Source organism: Acidovorax sp. LjRoot117 (assembly GCF_964252695.1).
In the GTDB taxonomy this organism is placed as follows: Bacteria; Pseudomonadota; Gammaproteobacteria; order Burkholderiales; family Burkholderiaceae_C; genus Acidovorax.
The window spans coordinates 1-14,912 of record NZ_CAXUPO020000003.1 but is presented as its reverse complement, the minus strand read 5'-3'; the positions used below and the strand labels follow the sequence as shown (position 1 = coordinate 14,912).

Annotated in this window: 10 protein-coding genes; 7 read left to right on the top strand and 3 right to left on the bottom strand. The window is 69.3% G+C overall.

What is annotated here, in order from left to right; translation table 11 throughout:
* Positions 1–27: 27 nt before the first annotated feature.
* Positions 28–705: a pyroglutamyl-peptidase I gene (pcp, locus tag ACSQ3D_RS09700; RefSeq protein ID WP_436126746.1), complete on the bottom strand. Its 678-nt coding sequence runs from the start codon at positions 703–705 to the stop codon at positions 28–30.
* Positions 706–829: 124 nt separating this feature from the next.
* Here pcp and ypfJ point away from each other — a divergent pair, with 124 nt between their 5' ends.
* The 3 genes from ypfJ to ACSQ3D_RS09685 all read left to right on the top strand — a co-directional run bounded on the left by ypfJ (position 830) and on the right by ACSQ3D_RS09685 (position 6,004).
* Positions 830–1,720, top strand: a complete 891-nt coding sequence (gene ypfJ / locus ACSQ3D_RS09695; RefSeq protein WP_056416208.1) for a KPN_02809 family neutral zinc metallopeptidase — start codon at positions 830–832, stop codon at positions 1,718–1,720.
* Between the two features lie 164 nt (positions 1,721–1,884).
* Positions 1,885–4,101 carry a SulP family inorganic anion transporter gene (locus ACSQ3D_RS09690; RefSeq protein ID WP_436126745.1) on the top strand — a complete coding sequence of 739 codons (2,217 nt, stop codon included), beginning with the start codon at positions 1,885–1,887 and terminating at the stop codon, positions 4,099–4,101.
* Positions 4,102–4,501: 400 nt separating this feature from the next.
* Positions 4,502–6,004 (top strand): DEAD/DEAH box helicase, encoded by a 1,503-nt coding sequence (locus ACSQ3D_RS09685; protein WP_436126744.1) that lies wholly within the window; start codon positions 4,502–4,504, stop codon positions 6,002–6,004.
* Positions 6,005–6,190: 186 nt separating this feature from the next.
* Here ACSQ3D_RS09685 and ACSQ3D_RS09680 read toward each other — a convergent pair whose 3' ends face one another.
* Positions 6,191–7,036 carry a symmetrical bis(5'-nucleosyl)-tetraphosphatase gene (locus ACSQ3D_RS09680; protein ID WP_436126743.1) on the bottom strand — a complete coding sequence of 282 codons (846 nt, stop codon included), beginning with the start codon at positions 7,034–7,036 and terminating at the stop codon, positions 6,191–6,193.
* Positions 7,037–7,487: 451 nt separating this feature from the next.
* On the opposite strand from ACSQ3D_RS09680, the gene ACSQ3D_RS09675 reads away from it, so the two are divergent.
* Complete coding sequence (locus tag ACSQ3D_RS09675; protein ID WP_056416217.1) at positions 7,488–7,793, top strand: H-NS histone family protein; 306 nt, start codon at positions 7,488–7,490, stop codon at positions 7,791–7,793.
* Between the two features lie 285 nt (positions 7,794–8,078).
* Here ACSQ3D_RS09675 and ACSQ3D_RS09670 read toward each other — a convergent pair whose 3' ends face one another.
* The gene (locus ACSQ3D_RS09670) at positions 8,079–8,957 is read right to left on the bottom strand and encodes a helix-turn-helix domain-containing protein (protein ID WP_436126742.1); all 879 of its coding nucleotides are present in this window, start codon (positions 8,955–8,957) and stop codon (positions 8,079–8,081) included.
* 132 nt (positions 8,958–9,089) lie between these two features.
* On the opposite strand from ACSQ3D_RS09670, the gene ACSQ3D_RS09665 reads away from it, so the two are divergent.
* From ACSQ3D_RS09665 to ACSQ3D_RS09655, 3 genes are all read left to right on the top strand, one after another.
* Entirely contained in the window at positions 9,090–9,497 is a 408-nt protein-coding gene (locus ACSQ3D_RS09665) for a hypothetical protein (RefSeq protein WP_436126741.1), read from the top strand.
* 213 nt (positions 9,498–9,710) lie between these two features.
* Positions 9,711–12,647, top strand: coding sequence for an aconitate hydratase (locus tag ACSQ3D_RS09660; RefSeq protein WP_436126740.1), 2,937 nt, complete (start codon positions 9,711–9,713; stop codon positions 12,645–12,647).
* 315 nt (positions 12,648–12,962) lie between these two features.
* The coding region (locus tag ACSQ3D_RS09655; protein ID WP_436126739.1) for a PAS domain-containing protein at positions 12,963–14,912 on the top strand (1,950 nt) is incomplete at its 3' end.

Genomic DNA, 14,912 nt, shown 5'->3' with positions numbered 1-14,912 from the left:
GTCCAGGGACATTGGCGGGGTGGATGCTCAGTGCGTGGCGCCGGCCCCGAGCGCGATGTCCTCGCGCGCCAGCACCGCCGCCCACAGGGCCGCATGCAGGCCCCGCACCATGTCGCGCAGCGGCAGGTGGGGCGCACCCTGCCCGGGCAGCCAGGGCACGTGCACGAAGCCCCCGCGCACGCCCTGGGCGCCCGCCGGGCGCGTGGCCAGCCGGTGCAGCAGCCCGTACAGCACGTGGTTGCAGACGAAGGTGCCGGCGGTCTGCGATACCTCGCAGGGCACGCCCGCGCGCTGCACGGCGCGCAACATGGCCTTGACCGGCAGGCTGGCAAAGTACGCGGCCGGCCCGCCCGGCACGACCGGCGTGTCCACGGGCTGGGCGCCGGCGTTGTCGGGGATGCGCGCGTCGTCGACATTGATGCCCACGCGCTCCAGGGAGAGCGCGGCGCGCCCGCCGGCCTGGCCCAGGCACACGACCATCGCGGGCTGGTGCGCCTCGATCAGCGCTTCCAAGTGGTGCAGCGACCGGCCGAACATCGTGGGCAACTGGGCCGACTCCACCCGGTGGCCGCCGATGCGCTGGCCGTGGAGCGCCTGGGCGATGAGCCAGCTCGGGTTCAGCGCGTCGCCGCCGAAGGGGTCGAACCCGGTGAGCAGGATCACCCGTTCGCCGGGCGGCGCGTAGTGGGAGGCGTGGTGGTGCATGGGGTGGCGCCGGCGCGGCGGGTGTCAATGGCGAGGTGGGCCATCGTAATCCGCCCGGCGCCGCCCTGGTTGGCGCGTAACATGGCGCCCATGCCTTCCAGGGAGGAGGGCGCTGGAGACTGGCATGAAGTGGGAAGGCAATCGCGAATCCGACAATGTGGAAGACCGCCGGGACGAGGGCGGTGGCGGTGGGGGCGGCTCGCCCATCTTTGGCGGGCGCAGCATCGGCATCGGCACCATCGTGATCGCCCTGGTGGGCGGCTGGGTGCTGGGCATCAACCCGCTGACGATCCTGGGGCTGCTGAGCGGTGGCTCTCCGGCGCAGGTGCAGCAGCAGCAACCACAGGGCCCGGCGCACCGCCCGCCTGCGGACGACACCATGGCGCGCTTCGTGTCCACGGTGCTGGCCGACACCGAAGACGTGTGGCAGGCCGTGTTCCGCCAGGGCGGCGGCCAGTACCAGAACCCGCGCCTCGTGCTGTTCCGGGGCGCCACGCCCACGGCCTGCGGCACGGGCCAGGCGGCGATGGGGCCGTTCTATTGCCCGGCCGACCAGAAGGTCTACATCGACCTGGGCTTTTATGAAACCCTGAAGAACCGGCTGGGTGCGCCGGGCGACTTCGCCCAGGCCTATGTGATCGCCCACGAGGTGGGCCACCACGTGCAGAACCAGCTGGGCATCAGCGGCAAGGTGGACCAGATGCGCGGCCGCGTGAGCAAGGCCGAGTACAACCAGCTGTCAGTGCGCCTGGAGCTGCAGGCCGACTGCTTTGCCGGCGTGTGGGCCCACCATGCGCAGAACGCCCGGCAGATCCTGGAGCAGGGCGATGTGGAAGAGGCGATGAACGCTGCCGCCAAGATCGGCGACGACGCGCTGCAGCGCGCCAGCGGCGGCGCCGTGGTGCCCGAGAGCTTCACCCACGGCACCAGTGCCCAGCGCCAGCGCTGGTTCAACAACGGCCTGCAGAACGGCAGCGTGAAGGCGTGCGACACCTTCACGTCCCGCAGCCTCTAAGGACGGCCTGCCGCGGTCGTTGCTGACGCACCGCGGCTGCAGCCCTCCACCCACCCAGCCACCCACCCACCAGGCCACCCGCCCGTCATCGCCTGTCATAGCGCAGTGGCCGCACCAGCACCAGCACCCGCACCTGCACCTGCACCCGCACGAGCCCCTCGTTCATGCCATCCGCCCAGCAGTCACGGCCTGCGCCGCTTCAGCCCCCATTGCCCACCGGCTGGAATACGCTGGAGCCCGAGGCGGCTGCGCCCCAGGCATCGGGCGCGGCGGCGGCGTGGTCTGCCGCCGCCGTCACCGTGCCGCATGCCGTCGGCCTGGGGCTGCTGGCCTTCGCCCCGCTGGCGGGGGACCATTCGCTGGCCGCGCTGGCGCTGTGGTCGGCGGCATTGCCCGGCCTGCTGCTCACGCTGGTGGTGCCGCGCCCTGGCGTGGTCTATGCGCCCACCACGGTGGTGGCCCTGCTGTTTGCGGCGGTGCTCGCCACCGCCCATGGCGCGGCGCCGGAGCTGGGCCTGAGCGCACGCCAGGTGCTGGCGGTCAGCGGCGCCACGGTGGCGCTGGCGTTTGTCTTTCAGTGGCTGCTGGGGGTGCTGCGGCTGGCATCCGTCGCGCGGTTTTTGCCGATCTCGGTCACGCATGGCTTTGCGGCCGGGGTGGGCTTGTCGATGGTGGTGGGCCAGGTGCGCAACGGCTTTGGCGCCGGGGCCGCCGATGCGCTGTGGAGTGCGCGCACGCTCTGGCATGCGCTCGCGGCCCTGACCGTGGTGGCACTGGCCTGGGCGCTGCGCTGGCGCTGGCCGCGCGCGCCGGGGCTTTTGACGGCGGTGGCGCTGGTGGCACTGGCGGTGGCGCTGGCGGGCGTGTGGGGCGCGGGGCTGGGCGATGTGTTCGCGCCCGCGGTGCAGGCCAGCGCGTTTGCTGGGCCGCTGTGGCCCGACTGGACGGGCATCCCCTGGGTCGCGCTCGCGCAGCAGCACGGCTCGGCCCTGGTGGTGCTGGCGCTGCTCATGGCCCTGGTCAACAGCCTGGAGATCATGGTCTTCAACCAGGAGCTGGAGCTCGACCACGGCCTGCGCGGCAACGCCAACCAGGCTCTGCGGCGCGAGAGCCTGCTGGGCGCGCTGTGCGGCCTGGCGGGGATGATCCCGGCGTCCACCAGCGCATCGCGCTCGCGCATCCTGCTGGCGCAGGCCGGGGGATCGGGCGGCGCACCGGGGCTGGCGAGCGGGCCGCGCTGGCATGCGGCCATCATGCTGGGCGTGGCCGCCACCGGGGCTTGGTGGCTGCACTGGGTGCCCATGGCGGGCCTGGCGGGCGGCCTGGTGCTGGCGGGGCTGCTGCAGGTGCCTGCGCTGATGTGGTCGCTGCGCTATGCCCGGCGCTCGCGCGTGACCTGGGCGCAGAGCTGGCTGGTGGCGCTGGTGTTCGCGGTGATGGGCGGCGTGGGTGCGCTGGTGGCCGGCCTGGTGGTGGCCACCTTCGTGCTGCTGCACGACTCGGCCGCCAAGGTGCTGCGGCATGTGCGGCTGGATGGCGAGCTGCGCTCGCGCCGGCTGCGGCGCGCGGGATCGGACAGCTGGCTCGTGCCGCGCATGAACCAGGTGGCGGTGTTCGAGCTGCAGGGCGTGATGTCGTTCGGCGTGGCCGCCCACCTGGCCGAGCAGGTGCGCATGCTGCTGCAGCCGCGCCACCGCTGGGTGATCCTTGATGCAGCACGCGTGCCTGCGTGGGACAGCACGGCGCTGGCCCAACTGCGCGCGCTAGTGCGCGACCTGGCGCAGCAGGGCGTGGCCGGTGCCGTGGCGGGGCTCGACCCGCTGGCGCGCGAGCATGCGGGAGAGCAGGTGCGCAGCTTCGCCGACCTGGACCGGGCGCTGGAATGGGCCGAGGCCGGCATCCTGCTGCAGCGGCCCCTCGACCAGCGCCCCGCCCACCCCGAGCGCGACCTGCTGGGCGAGATCGGCGAGGGCGTGGGCCCCGAGGCCGGTGCCGCGCTGCTGGCCCTGCTGGTGCCGGTGGCCGTGCCCGCCCGCAGCGTGGTCTTCAACGCGGGCGACCATGATCGCGACCTGCTGGTGGTGCAGTCCGGCCACATCACGCTGGCCACCCAGTGGCCGCCCGAGACGGGCCTCAGACTCGCCACCGTCGGGCCGGGCATGGCGTTCGGCGACATGGCTTTCCTGAACGGCGCCGCGCGCACGGCGAGTGCCGGGGCCGAGCGGCGGCCCGCGCAACTGGTGCGGCTGTCGCGCGACCAGTTCGACGCCTGGGCCCGCCAGCACCCCGAAGCGGCGCTTACGGTGATGAATAACCTCGCGATGATTGGGGCCCGGCGGCTGGCCGCGACCACCCGCCAACTGCGCGCCGTGCTGGAATGACGGTCTATGAAAAGTGCCCCTGTCGCTTGACCATAAAGCGCCAGTAGCTATCAAAAAAGTAGCAATCGACGGTGTGGGCGAGGCAGCGCCGGGCCACGGCGCAACCCATTCCCGCCTGAAAAATGGCTTTTTGGGCCACCGGTGCGACAATAGAGGGCTGCGAGCCTGCTCATGACCTCGCGCGATCCCCGACCGCGGGAGATCGTGAGCAGGTTCTAGCGCAACGCCACACCAGGCCTTGGCCCACACGGCACAGGGCCCGTTGGGCCCCCCCACTGTGGCGTTGCAATCCTTGCGGTGGCGATGGTCACCGCTACGGTTTGCGCCTTGCGGCCCGCCCCGAACCTGGGGGTGTCACATTGCTCAGACATATTCAGCGTCGACACCCAACACGCTCTTAATGACAAGTTCCTTTTCCAATCTTTCGCTGGCCGAGCCGCTGGCGCGTGCCGTGGCCGAAATGGGCTACGAATCCATGACGCCCATCCAGGAGCAGGCCATTCCGGTCGTGCTCACGGGGCAGGACGTGATGGGCGCCGCCCAGACCGGCACCGGCAAGACCGCCGCCTTCTCGCTGCCCCTGCTGCAGCGCCTGCTCAAGCACGAGAACAGCTCCACGTCGCCTGCACGCCACCCCGTGCGCGCCCTGGTGCTGTTGCCCACGCGTGAGCTGGCCGACCAGGTGGCCCAGCAGATCGCGCTGTACGCCAAGCACACCAAGCTGCGCAGCACCGTGGTGTTCGGCGGCATGGACATGAAGCCGCAGACCCTCGAGCTCAAAAGAGGCGTCGAGGTGCTGGTGGCCACGCCAGGCCGTCTGCTCGACCACATCGAGGCCAAGAACGCGGTGCTCAACCAGGTCGAGTACGTGGTACTCGACGAGGCGGACCGCATGCTGGACATCGGCTTTCTGCCCGACCTGCAGCGCATCCTGTCGTACCTGCCCAAGCAGCGCACCACGCTGCTGTTTTCCGCCACGTTCTCGCCCGAGATCAAGCGCCTGGCCGGCAGCTACCTGCAAAACCCCATCACCATCGAAGTGGCCCGCCCCAACGAGACGGCGTCCACGGTGGAGCAGCGCTTCTACAGCGCCAACGACGACGACAAGCGCCGCGCGATCCACCAGGTCTTGAAGACCCGGGGCATCAAGCAGGCCTTCATCTTTGTCAACAGCAAGCTGGGCTGCGCACGCCTGGCCCGCAGCCTGGAGCGCGAAGGCCTCAAGACCGCCGCCCTGCACGGCGACAAGAGCCAGGACGAGCGCCTGAAGGCGCTGGAGGCCTTCAAGAAGGGTGAAGTCGACCTGCTGGTGTGTACCGACGTGGCCGCGCGCGGCCTGGACATCAAGGACGTGCCGGCGGTGTTCAACTTCGACGTGCCGTTCAACGCCGAAGACTACGTGCACCGCATCGGCCGCACCGGCCGTGCAGGCGCCTCGGGCCTGGCGGTGACGCTGGTGTCCGGCAGCGACACGCGCCTGGTGTCCGATATCGAGAAGCTCATCAAGAAGAAGATCGACCTCGAGGCGGTGGAGTACGACGAAGACCAGCCCCGTGGCCGCATCAACGACGGCCGCCGCGCCTGGCGCGAAGCCGGCGAAACGGGCGACGGCCGCGACGCCATCTCGGCCGCCCCGCGCCGCGAGCGCGAACGCGAGCGCGACCACCGCGGTGGCCGCGAAGGCCGCGAGCCGCGCGAGCAGCACCGGGGCTTTCGCCCCGCGGTCGCGTCGCGTGACCCGTTCTTCGAAAAGCCCTACGAAGCCAACGCGGCAGCCGATGCCGCCCCCGCCTGGGAAGCCGCCAAGTCCGCACCGCGCAGCAGCGTGTCGGCCAACATCAAGCCCAAGCGCAAGGTGGCGGCGCTGTTCAAGGCAGTCCAGCCGGAAACATCGACGCAGTAAGTCATCACCTCGTCGCTGCGCCTGGTGATGCACCGGGTTGCTGAACAAAATAGCTGCCACCGCTTGGTATACAAGCGCTGGCAGCTATATTTTTTGTAGCGCCGCTTTTTTGGGCACTTCACCTTGTGCCCTTCCTTCGCGCTCTCGTGCCCTTGGGCCCTGTGCTCCTGCAGCGCAGCCCCGGGTTCAGGCGCCGGGCGCCTGGGCCTGCTCGCAGTGCACCTGCAGCAGTTCGCGGTCGGCCAGCGTGGCGCCAAAGCGCACCGCACTCAGGCAACCGCCCCATACGCAGCCCGTGTCCAGGCCGAGCAGGTCGCTGCGGTTGAGCCAGCCCAGCGTGGACCAGTGGCCGAATGCCGTGAGCGTGCCTGCAGCGCGGCGCCCGGGCACGTCGAACCAGGGCATCAGGCCTGCCGGCGCGTCGCTGGCGCTCTCGGTGCTGTCGAAGTCCATCACCCCGTCTGCCGAGCAAAAGCGCAGCCGTGTGAGCGCGTTCACGATGGCGCGCAGGCGGTCGTTACCGGTCAGGTCATCGCTCCAGCGGTCGGGGGTGTTGCCGTACATCGCTTGCAGAAAACCCGGCAGGTCGGGCCCGCGCAGCACGGCCGCCACCTCGTCGGCATGGGCGAGTGCGTCCTGCGCAGACCAGGCGGGCAGCACGCCGGCATGCACCATCAGCAGCGTCTCGCCGCCGTGCGTGTGCGTGCGGGCCAGGGGCTGGCTGCGCACCCACTGCAGCAGGGCTTCGCGGTCGGGTGCCTGCAGCACGCAGGCCAAGGTGTCGCGGCGCGACGGCTTGCGGGCCCCGTGGGCGGCGGCCAGCAGGTGCAGGTCGTGGTTGCCCAGCAGGCTGCGCAGCGCGCCGTCGTGCGCCATGCAGCGGCGCAGCACGGCCGCCGAATCGGGCCCGCGGTTGACCAGGTCGCCCAGCAGGTAGACGGTGTCGCGGCTGGGAGAAAACCCGATCTCGCCGAGCAGGCGCCCCAGCGCGCTGTCGCAGCCCTGGATATCGCCGATGCAGTAAAGAGCCATGGTGAATGTCGTGTGATGGGAACAGGGGATTCTCTGCGCATTGCGCCTGCGAGGTTTTCGACCGGCGAGCCCCTGCAGGGGGAGAACTGCGGGGCGCATTGCGATGCGGGGCCGCAACGCCTGTGCCGGTGGCGATGCGGGAGCCTGTCGGCTGGATATTCGGCATTTATACGCAGCCATCCGGCCTGCATTAAAAACAGCGTGGCGCGCAGGCCGACGCTCGGGTTGGCTGGTGCGGATCGATATTCAAAGCCGTCCGCCATTTGCGCAATCTGCCCGGCAGCAAGGGCAGGGCGTGGGTTGCAGCGAAGGAAGTGGGACGGCTCCTACAAATGGGGCGCTTTTAATCCTTGGGCTGTTCCGAGGTATTTTTGAAGGCCGTGAACCACACAGCAGAAAATATTCCTATAATCGCGCCTGTCATTCACCCTTACACCAAGATCCAGACATCATGACCACCAGCTACAAAGACCTGTTGAAACAGCGTGAAGCCCTCGAGCAGCAAATCAACGAAGCGCGACGCAGCGAATTGTCCAGCGCTGTGGCGCAGGTTCGGTCGCTGGTGGCTGAATATGGTTTGACCGCGCAGGACGTGTTTCCCGCTGGCAAGTCGGCAGGCAAGGGCACCCGCAGCTCCACCGCTGGCACCAAGGTCGCGCCCAAGTACCGCAACCCCGCCACCGGCGAAACCTGGACGGGCCGCGGCAAGGCACCCCGTTGGATCCAAAACGAAAGCCGCGAAAAGTTCGCCATTTAATTCCTTGTCCGGCACCTGCCGGATACTTAAAAAGCCCACCCTTCGGTGGGCTTTTTTATGCTCCGCTTAATCCCCTAACTGGTGCATGCCCCTGCGAAGGGATGGTTTTCTCTGCGTGCATTGAAGCCGCCATCGGTGTTTTGTTCGGTTGGCGGCGATGGCGTGCCGCGGCGCGAGGCCGGCGAGAAGTCGTAGTACATCCACCGATATTGACGCGCCAGCCCCTTATCGCCCGGCTGCACTTTGGCACGCGCGGTCAGGCAGGGCGCGTCGCCATTTATCCATTCAGCCGTTCTGCGCCGCCACATCGCGCAGCACCTGTGCCGTGAAATCGTCGGCTGGAAAGAATGACTCCACTGCCAGCTCCTGCAGCGTCACGTCCACCGGGGTGCCGAATATCGTGGTGGTGCTGATCAGCGAGAGCATGCCGTGGCGGCTTTCAAAGCAGAAAGGCATTACCACGCCCAGCAATTCACCGGGCAGCACGGTGGATTGGGCGCCTGCGGGCTCGGGATATTCCAGCAGTTCGGCCTGCAATGCGATCAGCGCCGGGTCGGCCGTGGCCTGGATCTGCTGGCGCAGCCGCTCGAACAGGTGCGCGCGCCACTGCGCCAGGTTGGCGATGCGCGGCGCCAGACCCTCGGGGTGCAGGCTCAGGCGGAACACGTTGACCGGGGGGGTGAGCAGCTCGGGCGCGACGTGGTCCGCCAGCAGGGCCTGGGCCGCGCTGTTGGTGGCCACCACGTTCCAGCAGCGGTCCAGCGCGATGGCGGGGCAGGGCTCGTGGCCCTTGAGCACCAGCTCCACTGCCTGCCGTGCTGCGGCCAGCGCCGGGTCGTCCAGCGCGCGCTCGCGGTACATCGGCGCATAGCCGGCCGCCACCAGCAGGGCGTTGCGCTCGCGCAGGGGCACGGCCAGGCGTTCGCACAGGCGCAGCACCATGTCGCGGCTGGGGTTGGTGCGGCCGGTTTCCATGAAGCTCACATGGCGCGTGGAGATGTCCGCCTCGTCCGCCAGCTCCAGCTGGCTCAGGTGCCGCTGCTGGCGCCATGTGCGCAGGTGGTCGCCGAACGACGCGGGCCCGGCCGGTGCCGCGCGGTGCGGCAGGGTGGGGCGCGGTGGCCGGTGCGACGGAGTGGATGCGGAGGATGCAGAGGAGGTCATGGGCCACATCCTAGGGTCAAAGCGCGCACGGGCCATTACCTGCCAGGTCATCGACTCGGCGCGCCGTGGCGGCAACGATGCAGGCCTGTCTTCGCTGCTTTCACTTCACTTCACTTCACCAAGGAGCACTCCATGTTCAGTCTGATGTCTTCCCCCCGATTCCTGCGTGCCGTGGTCTGGTTCGATGCCTCCACGGGTGTCCTGCTCGGTGCCCTGCACCTGCTGCTCACCGCGCCGCTGGCCGAATGGCTGGGCCTGCCGGCGGGGCTGCTGCAGGCCACCGGCGTGCTGCTGCTGGGCTATGCGGCGCTGGCCGTGGCGATTGCGCGGTCGGAGCCCATGCCCCGGGGCTGGCTGTGGGTGCTGATCGTCGGCAACTTCGCGTGGGCGCTGGCCAGCCTGGCGCTGCTGCTGGCCTCGCCGCTCACGCCCACGCTGCTCGGCCAGGCGTACCTGGTGGTGCATGTGGTGTCCGTCGCGCTGCTGGCAGAGCTGCAGTGGTTCGGCGTGCGCCGACTGCAGGGGTGGGCAGCCGCGTAGTGCTGCGCAGTCGATTGCTATCAAATAAATAGCTTCTGGCGCTTGTCCATCAAGCGGTAGCGGCTATTTTTATTTGAAGTTGCGGCGCTGTGGCCGGGGTCCATGCACGGGCCGGGCGCACGCAGCGCCGAGCGGCACCTGTGCATACCCCCACGATTGCGCCGTCACGTGAGGCTGACAGAATAGGCCTGTTGCGTCACACAGGAGTTCGCCATGGCCTCATCGCCCAAGCCGCCAGCCACCCCGTCTTCCCGCCCAGCCACCGGCGCTTCGCCGCGCCACGCGTTTGCCAGCACGCTCAAGAGCTTCAAGACAGCGTCCGGCAAGGAGGGGTACTTCTACTCCCTGCCCGCGCTGGCCCGCCAGTTCCCCGAGGTCAGCCGCCTGCCGGTGTCCATCCGCATCGTGCTCGAATCGGTGCTGCGCAATTGCGATGGCCGCAAGGTGACGCCCGAGCACGTGCAGCAGCTGGCGCACTGGGCGCCCAATGCCGAGCGCAAGGACGAGATCCCCTTCGTCGTCTCGCGCGTGGTGCTGCAGGACTTCACCGGCGTGCCGCTGCTGGCCGACCTGGCCGCCATGCGCAGCGTGGCCGGCCGGCTGGGCAAGAACCCCAAGAAGATCGAGCCGCTGGTGCCGGTGGACCTGGTGGTCGACCACTCCATCATGGTCGACTACTACGGCAAGAAGAATTCGCTCGACCTGAACATGAAGCTCGAATTCCAGCGCAACCGCGAGCGCTACGAGTTCATGAAGTGGGGCATGCAGGCCTTCAGCACCTTCGGCGTGGTGCCCCCGGGCTTCGGCATCGTGCACCAGGTGAACCTGGAATACCTGGCCCGCGGCGTGCACAAGACCAAGGACGCCACGCGCCCCGTCTACTACCCCGACACCCTGGTGGGCACCGACAGCCACACCACCATGATCAACGGCATCGGCGTGGTGGGCTGGGGCGTGGGCGGTATCGAGGCCGAGGCCGCCATGCTGGGCCAGCCGGTGTACTTCCTCACGCCCGATGTGGTGGGCTTCGAGCTCACGGGCCAGCTGCGCGAGGGCGTGACCGCCACCGACCTGGTGCTCACCGTGACCGAGATCCTGCGCCAGCACAAGGTGGTGGGCAAGTTCGTCGAATTTTTCGGCGAAGGCACGCGCACGCTGTCCCTGCCGGACCGCGCCACCATCGGCAACATGGCGCCCGAATACGGCGCCACCATGGGGTTCTTTCCGGTCGATGAGAAGACCATCGACTACTTCCAGGGCACGGGCCGCACCAAGGTGGAGATCGAAGCCTTCGAGGCGTACTTTCGCGCGCAGGGCTTGTTCGGCGTGCCGCTGGCCGGCGAGATCGACTACTCGCAAGTGGTGCGCCTGAACCTGGGCGACGTCACCCCCAGCCTGGCCGGGCCCAAGCGCCCGCAGGACCGCATCGAGCTGGGCAAGGTCGCCAGCCAGTTCGCCGACCTGTTCAGCCAGCCCATTGCCAGCAACGGCTTCAATCGCCCGGCCGAGCTGCTTCACACCCGCCACCATGTGCGCCCTGACGACGCGCCGGCCGACCCCGTCACGCCCGCCGAAAAGCCCGCGCCCTCGGGCGGGCCGCGCTTCCTGGTCGAGATGGAGCACAACAAGCCCACGCTGGCCGCCGCGCGCGCCGACGTGCCGGCGCAGCAGGCCAGCCGGCCCGGCGACGTGAGCATCGGCAACGGCGACGTGCTCATTGCCGCCATCACCAGCTGCACCAACACCAGCAACCCCAGCGTGCTGCTGGCCGCGGGCCTGCTGGCCAAGAAAGCGGTGGAGGCGGGACTCAAGGTCAAACCGCACATCAAGACCTCGCTCGCACCCGGCTCGCGCATCGTCACCGAATACCTCACCGAGACGGGCCTGCTGCCGTATCTGGAAAAGCTCGGCTTTGCGCTGGCGGGCTACGGCTGCACCACCTGCATCGGCAACGCGGGCGACCTCACGGCCGAGCTCAATGACGTGATCACCAGCAACGACCTGGTGTGCGCGGCCGTGCTGTCGGGCAACCGCAACTTCGAGGCGCGCATCCACCCCAACCTCAAGGCCAACTTCCTGGCCAGCCCGCCGCTGGTGGTGGCCTACGCGATCGCCGGCACGGTGCTCAAGGACCTGATGACCGAGCCCGTGGGCAAAGGTAAGGGCGGGCGCGACGTGTACCTGGGCGACATCTGGCCCACCAGCGACGAGATCCAGCAGCTGATGAAGTTCGCGATGAACGGCAAGGCCTTCCGCGAGAACTACGCCAAGGTGAGCACCGAGCCCGGCAAGCTGTGGGAGAAGATTCTGGGCGTCTCCGGCAATACCTACACTTGGCCTGCCAGCACCTACATCGCTGAGCCGCCTTTTTTTGCCCAGTTCACGCTGGAACAAGGCGAGTTCACCGCTTCTGCAGTGCACGGCGCGCGCATCATGGCGCTGTTCGGCGACTCCATCACCACCGACCACATCTCGCCTGCGGGCTCCATCAAGGCCACGTCGCCCGCCGGCCAGTGGCTGCAGCTCAACGGCGTGCAAAAGGCCGACTTCAACAGCTACGGCGCCCGCCGCGGCAACCACGACGTGATGATGCGCGGCACCTTCGCCAACGTGCGCATCAAGAACCTCATGATCCCGCCCACCGCCGACGGCTCGCGCGAGGAGGGTGGCGTGACGGTGTTCCAGAACGAAGGCGCGCTGCAGGGCGAGAAGATGTTCATCTTCGACGCCGCCATGCAGTACATCGCGCAGAAGACGCCCACGGTGATCTTCGCGGGCGAGGAATACGGCACCGGGTCGAGCCGCGACTGGGCGGCCAAGGGCACGCAGCTGCTGGGCATCAAGGCCGTGGTGGCGCGCAGCTTCGAGCGCATCCACCGCTCCAACCTGGTGGGCATGGGCGTGCTGCCCCTGCAGTTCAAGGCGGGCGAGTCGTGGGAGACGCTGGGCCTCAAGGGCAATGAAGAAATCGACGTGGTGCCCGACCCCGCGCTCACCCCACAAAGCGACGCGCAACTGGTGATCCGCCGCGCCGACGGCTCGCGCCAGGAGGTCACCGTCACGCTGCGCATCGACACCCCCATCGAGGTGGACTACTACCAGGCCGGCGGCATCCTGCCGTTCGTGCTGCGCCAACTGCTGCAGGGCTGAGGGCTGAGGGCTGGGCGGGCAGCGGGCGGCGCTGCCGGGGCGCCACAACGGCCCTGGGCCCGGTCCCCGGGCCGGCCTGCCGCGCCGGGTGAAGACACGGGCCCACATCCGGCCCCGCGGCCCGCAACCCCTCAGGTTCGGCCTGCACAGCGCCGAAACAGCCTTCACCACGGCCACGGCGGCGGGCCGGGATGCCGAGGAGGGGAGGGGGCGGCAGGTAAAGCCGGCCCGGCGGCCTGCGGGCGGGTTTACTCATGGATACACTTGTGACGCGATGTAGAACTCTGTAGAAATACGCCTGTCTCTCGCCCTCCCATGGCTCCACCACCCCTCACCCGCCCCTCACGGACGCGCCTGCCGCAGATGACCGACGCGCCCGCCGCCACGGTGGTGCTCGTCGTGGCCGTGCTGGCGGTGACCGTCGTGCCCCTGGCGCAGGTGCTGGGCGAGGGGGCTGGCGCGCAGCATGGGCTCGAGCCTTTTCTGGAGCTGATGGCGGTGCTGCTCGGCCTGCTGGTGGTCACCGTGTCGCTGCACACGCTGGACGCGCCCGAGCAGGGCCGCGCCAACGTGCTGGCCGCAGGGTTTGGCGTGGCGGCGGCCTGCAACTTCCTGCACGGGGTGCTCGCGCATTCGACGCCGGTGCACATGCCCTCGGCCACCTCCGACATCTCGCTGTGGCTCAGCAGCTGGGCGCGGCTGGCCGAAACCGTCACCTTGCTGCTCATGGGGCTGCAGGTGGCCGCTGCGGGCCCGGCCCGGGCGTGGCTGGCTGGCGCAGGTGCCGTGGCGCTGCTGCTGGTGGTCTCGTCGCTGGGGCCGCTGCCCGCCTGGTTCGCGTCGTCTGCGGGGGGCGGCCTGCGCCGCTACCTGGCCTGTGTGCTGATCATCGCGCTGGCAGTCGCGGCCCTGTGGTTCTACCGCGGGGCGCAGCGGCGCGAGCGCGTGCTGGCCTGGGCTGCCCTGGCATTCCTGTGCGGCGAAGTCACGGTGGCCACGCTGGGCGGCCACTCGCCCGTGGGCGGGCCGCTGGCGCACGGCCTGCGCGTGGTGGCCTATGCGCTGCTGTACCAGGCCGTCTTCAATGCCGGCATCCGCCTGCCGTTCGCCCGCGTGCAGGAGGCCGAGCGCCGCCTGCGCGAGAGCGAGGGCCGCCTGTCCCTGCTGGGGCGCAACCTGCCCCACAGCGTGCTCTACCAGGTGGTGCGCGAGCTCGACGGCCGCACGCACTTTGCCCATGTGGGCGAGGCGCTGGAACGCCTGCACGGCGTGAGCGCGCAGGACGCGCTGCGCGACCCGCTGCGGGTGTACCGCCAGATACTCCCCGAAGACCTCCAGCGCCTGCGGCAGATGGAGCGTGCGTCCTTCCTCACCATGTCCACGCTCGATGTGGTGTTCCGCATCCGCCGCGCCGACGGCCAGCTGCGCTGGATGCACCTGAGCGCATCGCCCCGCCAGCTCGAAGATGGCCGCGTGATGTGGGACGGCGTGCAGACCGACATCACGGCCCACCACCTGGCCGAAGAGGCGGCGCATGCGCACGAGGCCTTGATGGCCAACATGCTGCGCCAGGTGCCGGGCGGCGTGGCGCGCCTGGACAAGGACCTGCGCGTGCTGTACGTGAACGAGCAGCAGGCGCGCTGGCTGCGCACGCAGCCTGCCCAGTTGCAGGGGCAACTGCTCAAGGACGTGCTGCCCCCCGAGCTGATGGCACGCATGCAGCCGCACTTCGACAAGGCCTTCACCGGCGAGACGGCGGTGTTCGAGAACCGCGTCGACGCCCCCGACGGGCCGCAGTACCGCCACACCACCATCGCGCCCGAGGCGGTCACCGACCAGGGCGTGTCGGCCGTGGTGGTGTTCGCCTACGACCTGACCGAGCTCAAGCGCATCGAGACCGAACTGGCCCTGCAGAAGGCGCACCTGGCGCGCGTGGTCAACGCCATGCCGGACATGGTGTTCCTCAAGGATGCGCAAGGCGTGTACCTGTCGGTCAATCCGGTGTTCGAGCGGTTTGCCGGCCTGCCCGAGAGTCAGGTGGTGGGGCGCAACGATTTCGACCTGGTGCCGGCCTCGGTGGCCGAGCGGTTTCGCAAGTACGACCTGCGCGCCATGCAGGCCTGGCAGCCGCTGGTGTACGAAGAGACGCTCACCTTTGCCGAAGACGGCTACCAGGGCCAGTTCGAGACCATCAAGACCCCCATCCGCGACCTGCACGGCCGCGTGACCGGCGTGCTGGGCGTGTGCCGCGACATCACCGACCGC

What these genes read in the sequence shown, in the direction of transcription:
- ACSQ3D_RS09680 (WP_436126743.1), bottom strand. Translation starts at nt 7,036, where the DNA reads ATGGCTCTTTACTGCATCGGCGATATCCAGGGCTGCGACAGCGCGCTG.
- ACSQ3D_RS09675 (WP_056416217.1), top strand. Translation starts at nt 7,488, where the DNA reads ATGACCACCAGCTACAAAGACCTGTTGAAACAGCGTGAAGCCCTCGAG.
- ACSQ3D_RS09660 (WP_436126740.1), top strand. Translation starts at nt 9,711, where the DNA reads ATGGCCTCATCGCCCAAGCCGCCAGCCACCCCGTCTTCCCGCCCAGCC.
- ypfJ (WP_056416208.1), top strand. Translation starts at nt 830, where the DNA reads ATGAAGTGGGAAGGCAATCGCGAATCCGACAATGTGGAAGACCGCCGG.
- ACSQ3D_RS09670 (WP_436126742.1), bottom strand. Translation starts at nt 8,957, where the DNA reads ATGACCTCCTCTGCATCCTCCGCATCCACTCCGTCGCACCGGCCACCG.
- ACSQ3D_RS09665 (WP_436126741.1), top strand. Translation starts at nt 9,090, where the DNA reads ATGTTCAGTCTGATGTCTTCCCCCCGATTCCTGCGTGCCGTGGTCTGG.
- ACSQ3D_RS09690 (WP_436126745.1), top strand. Translation starts at nt 1,885, where the DNA reads ATGCCATCCGCCCAGCAGTCACGGCCTGCGCCGCTTCAGCCCCCATTG.
- ACSQ3D_RS09685 (WP_436126744.1), top strand. Translation starts at nt 4,502, where the DNA reads ATGACAAGTTCCTTTTCCAATCTTTCGCTGGCCGAGCCGCTGGCGCGT.
- pcp (WP_436126746.1), bottom strand. Translation starts at nt 705, where the DNA reads ATGCACCACCACGCCTCCCACTACGCGCCGCCCGGCGAACGGGTGATC.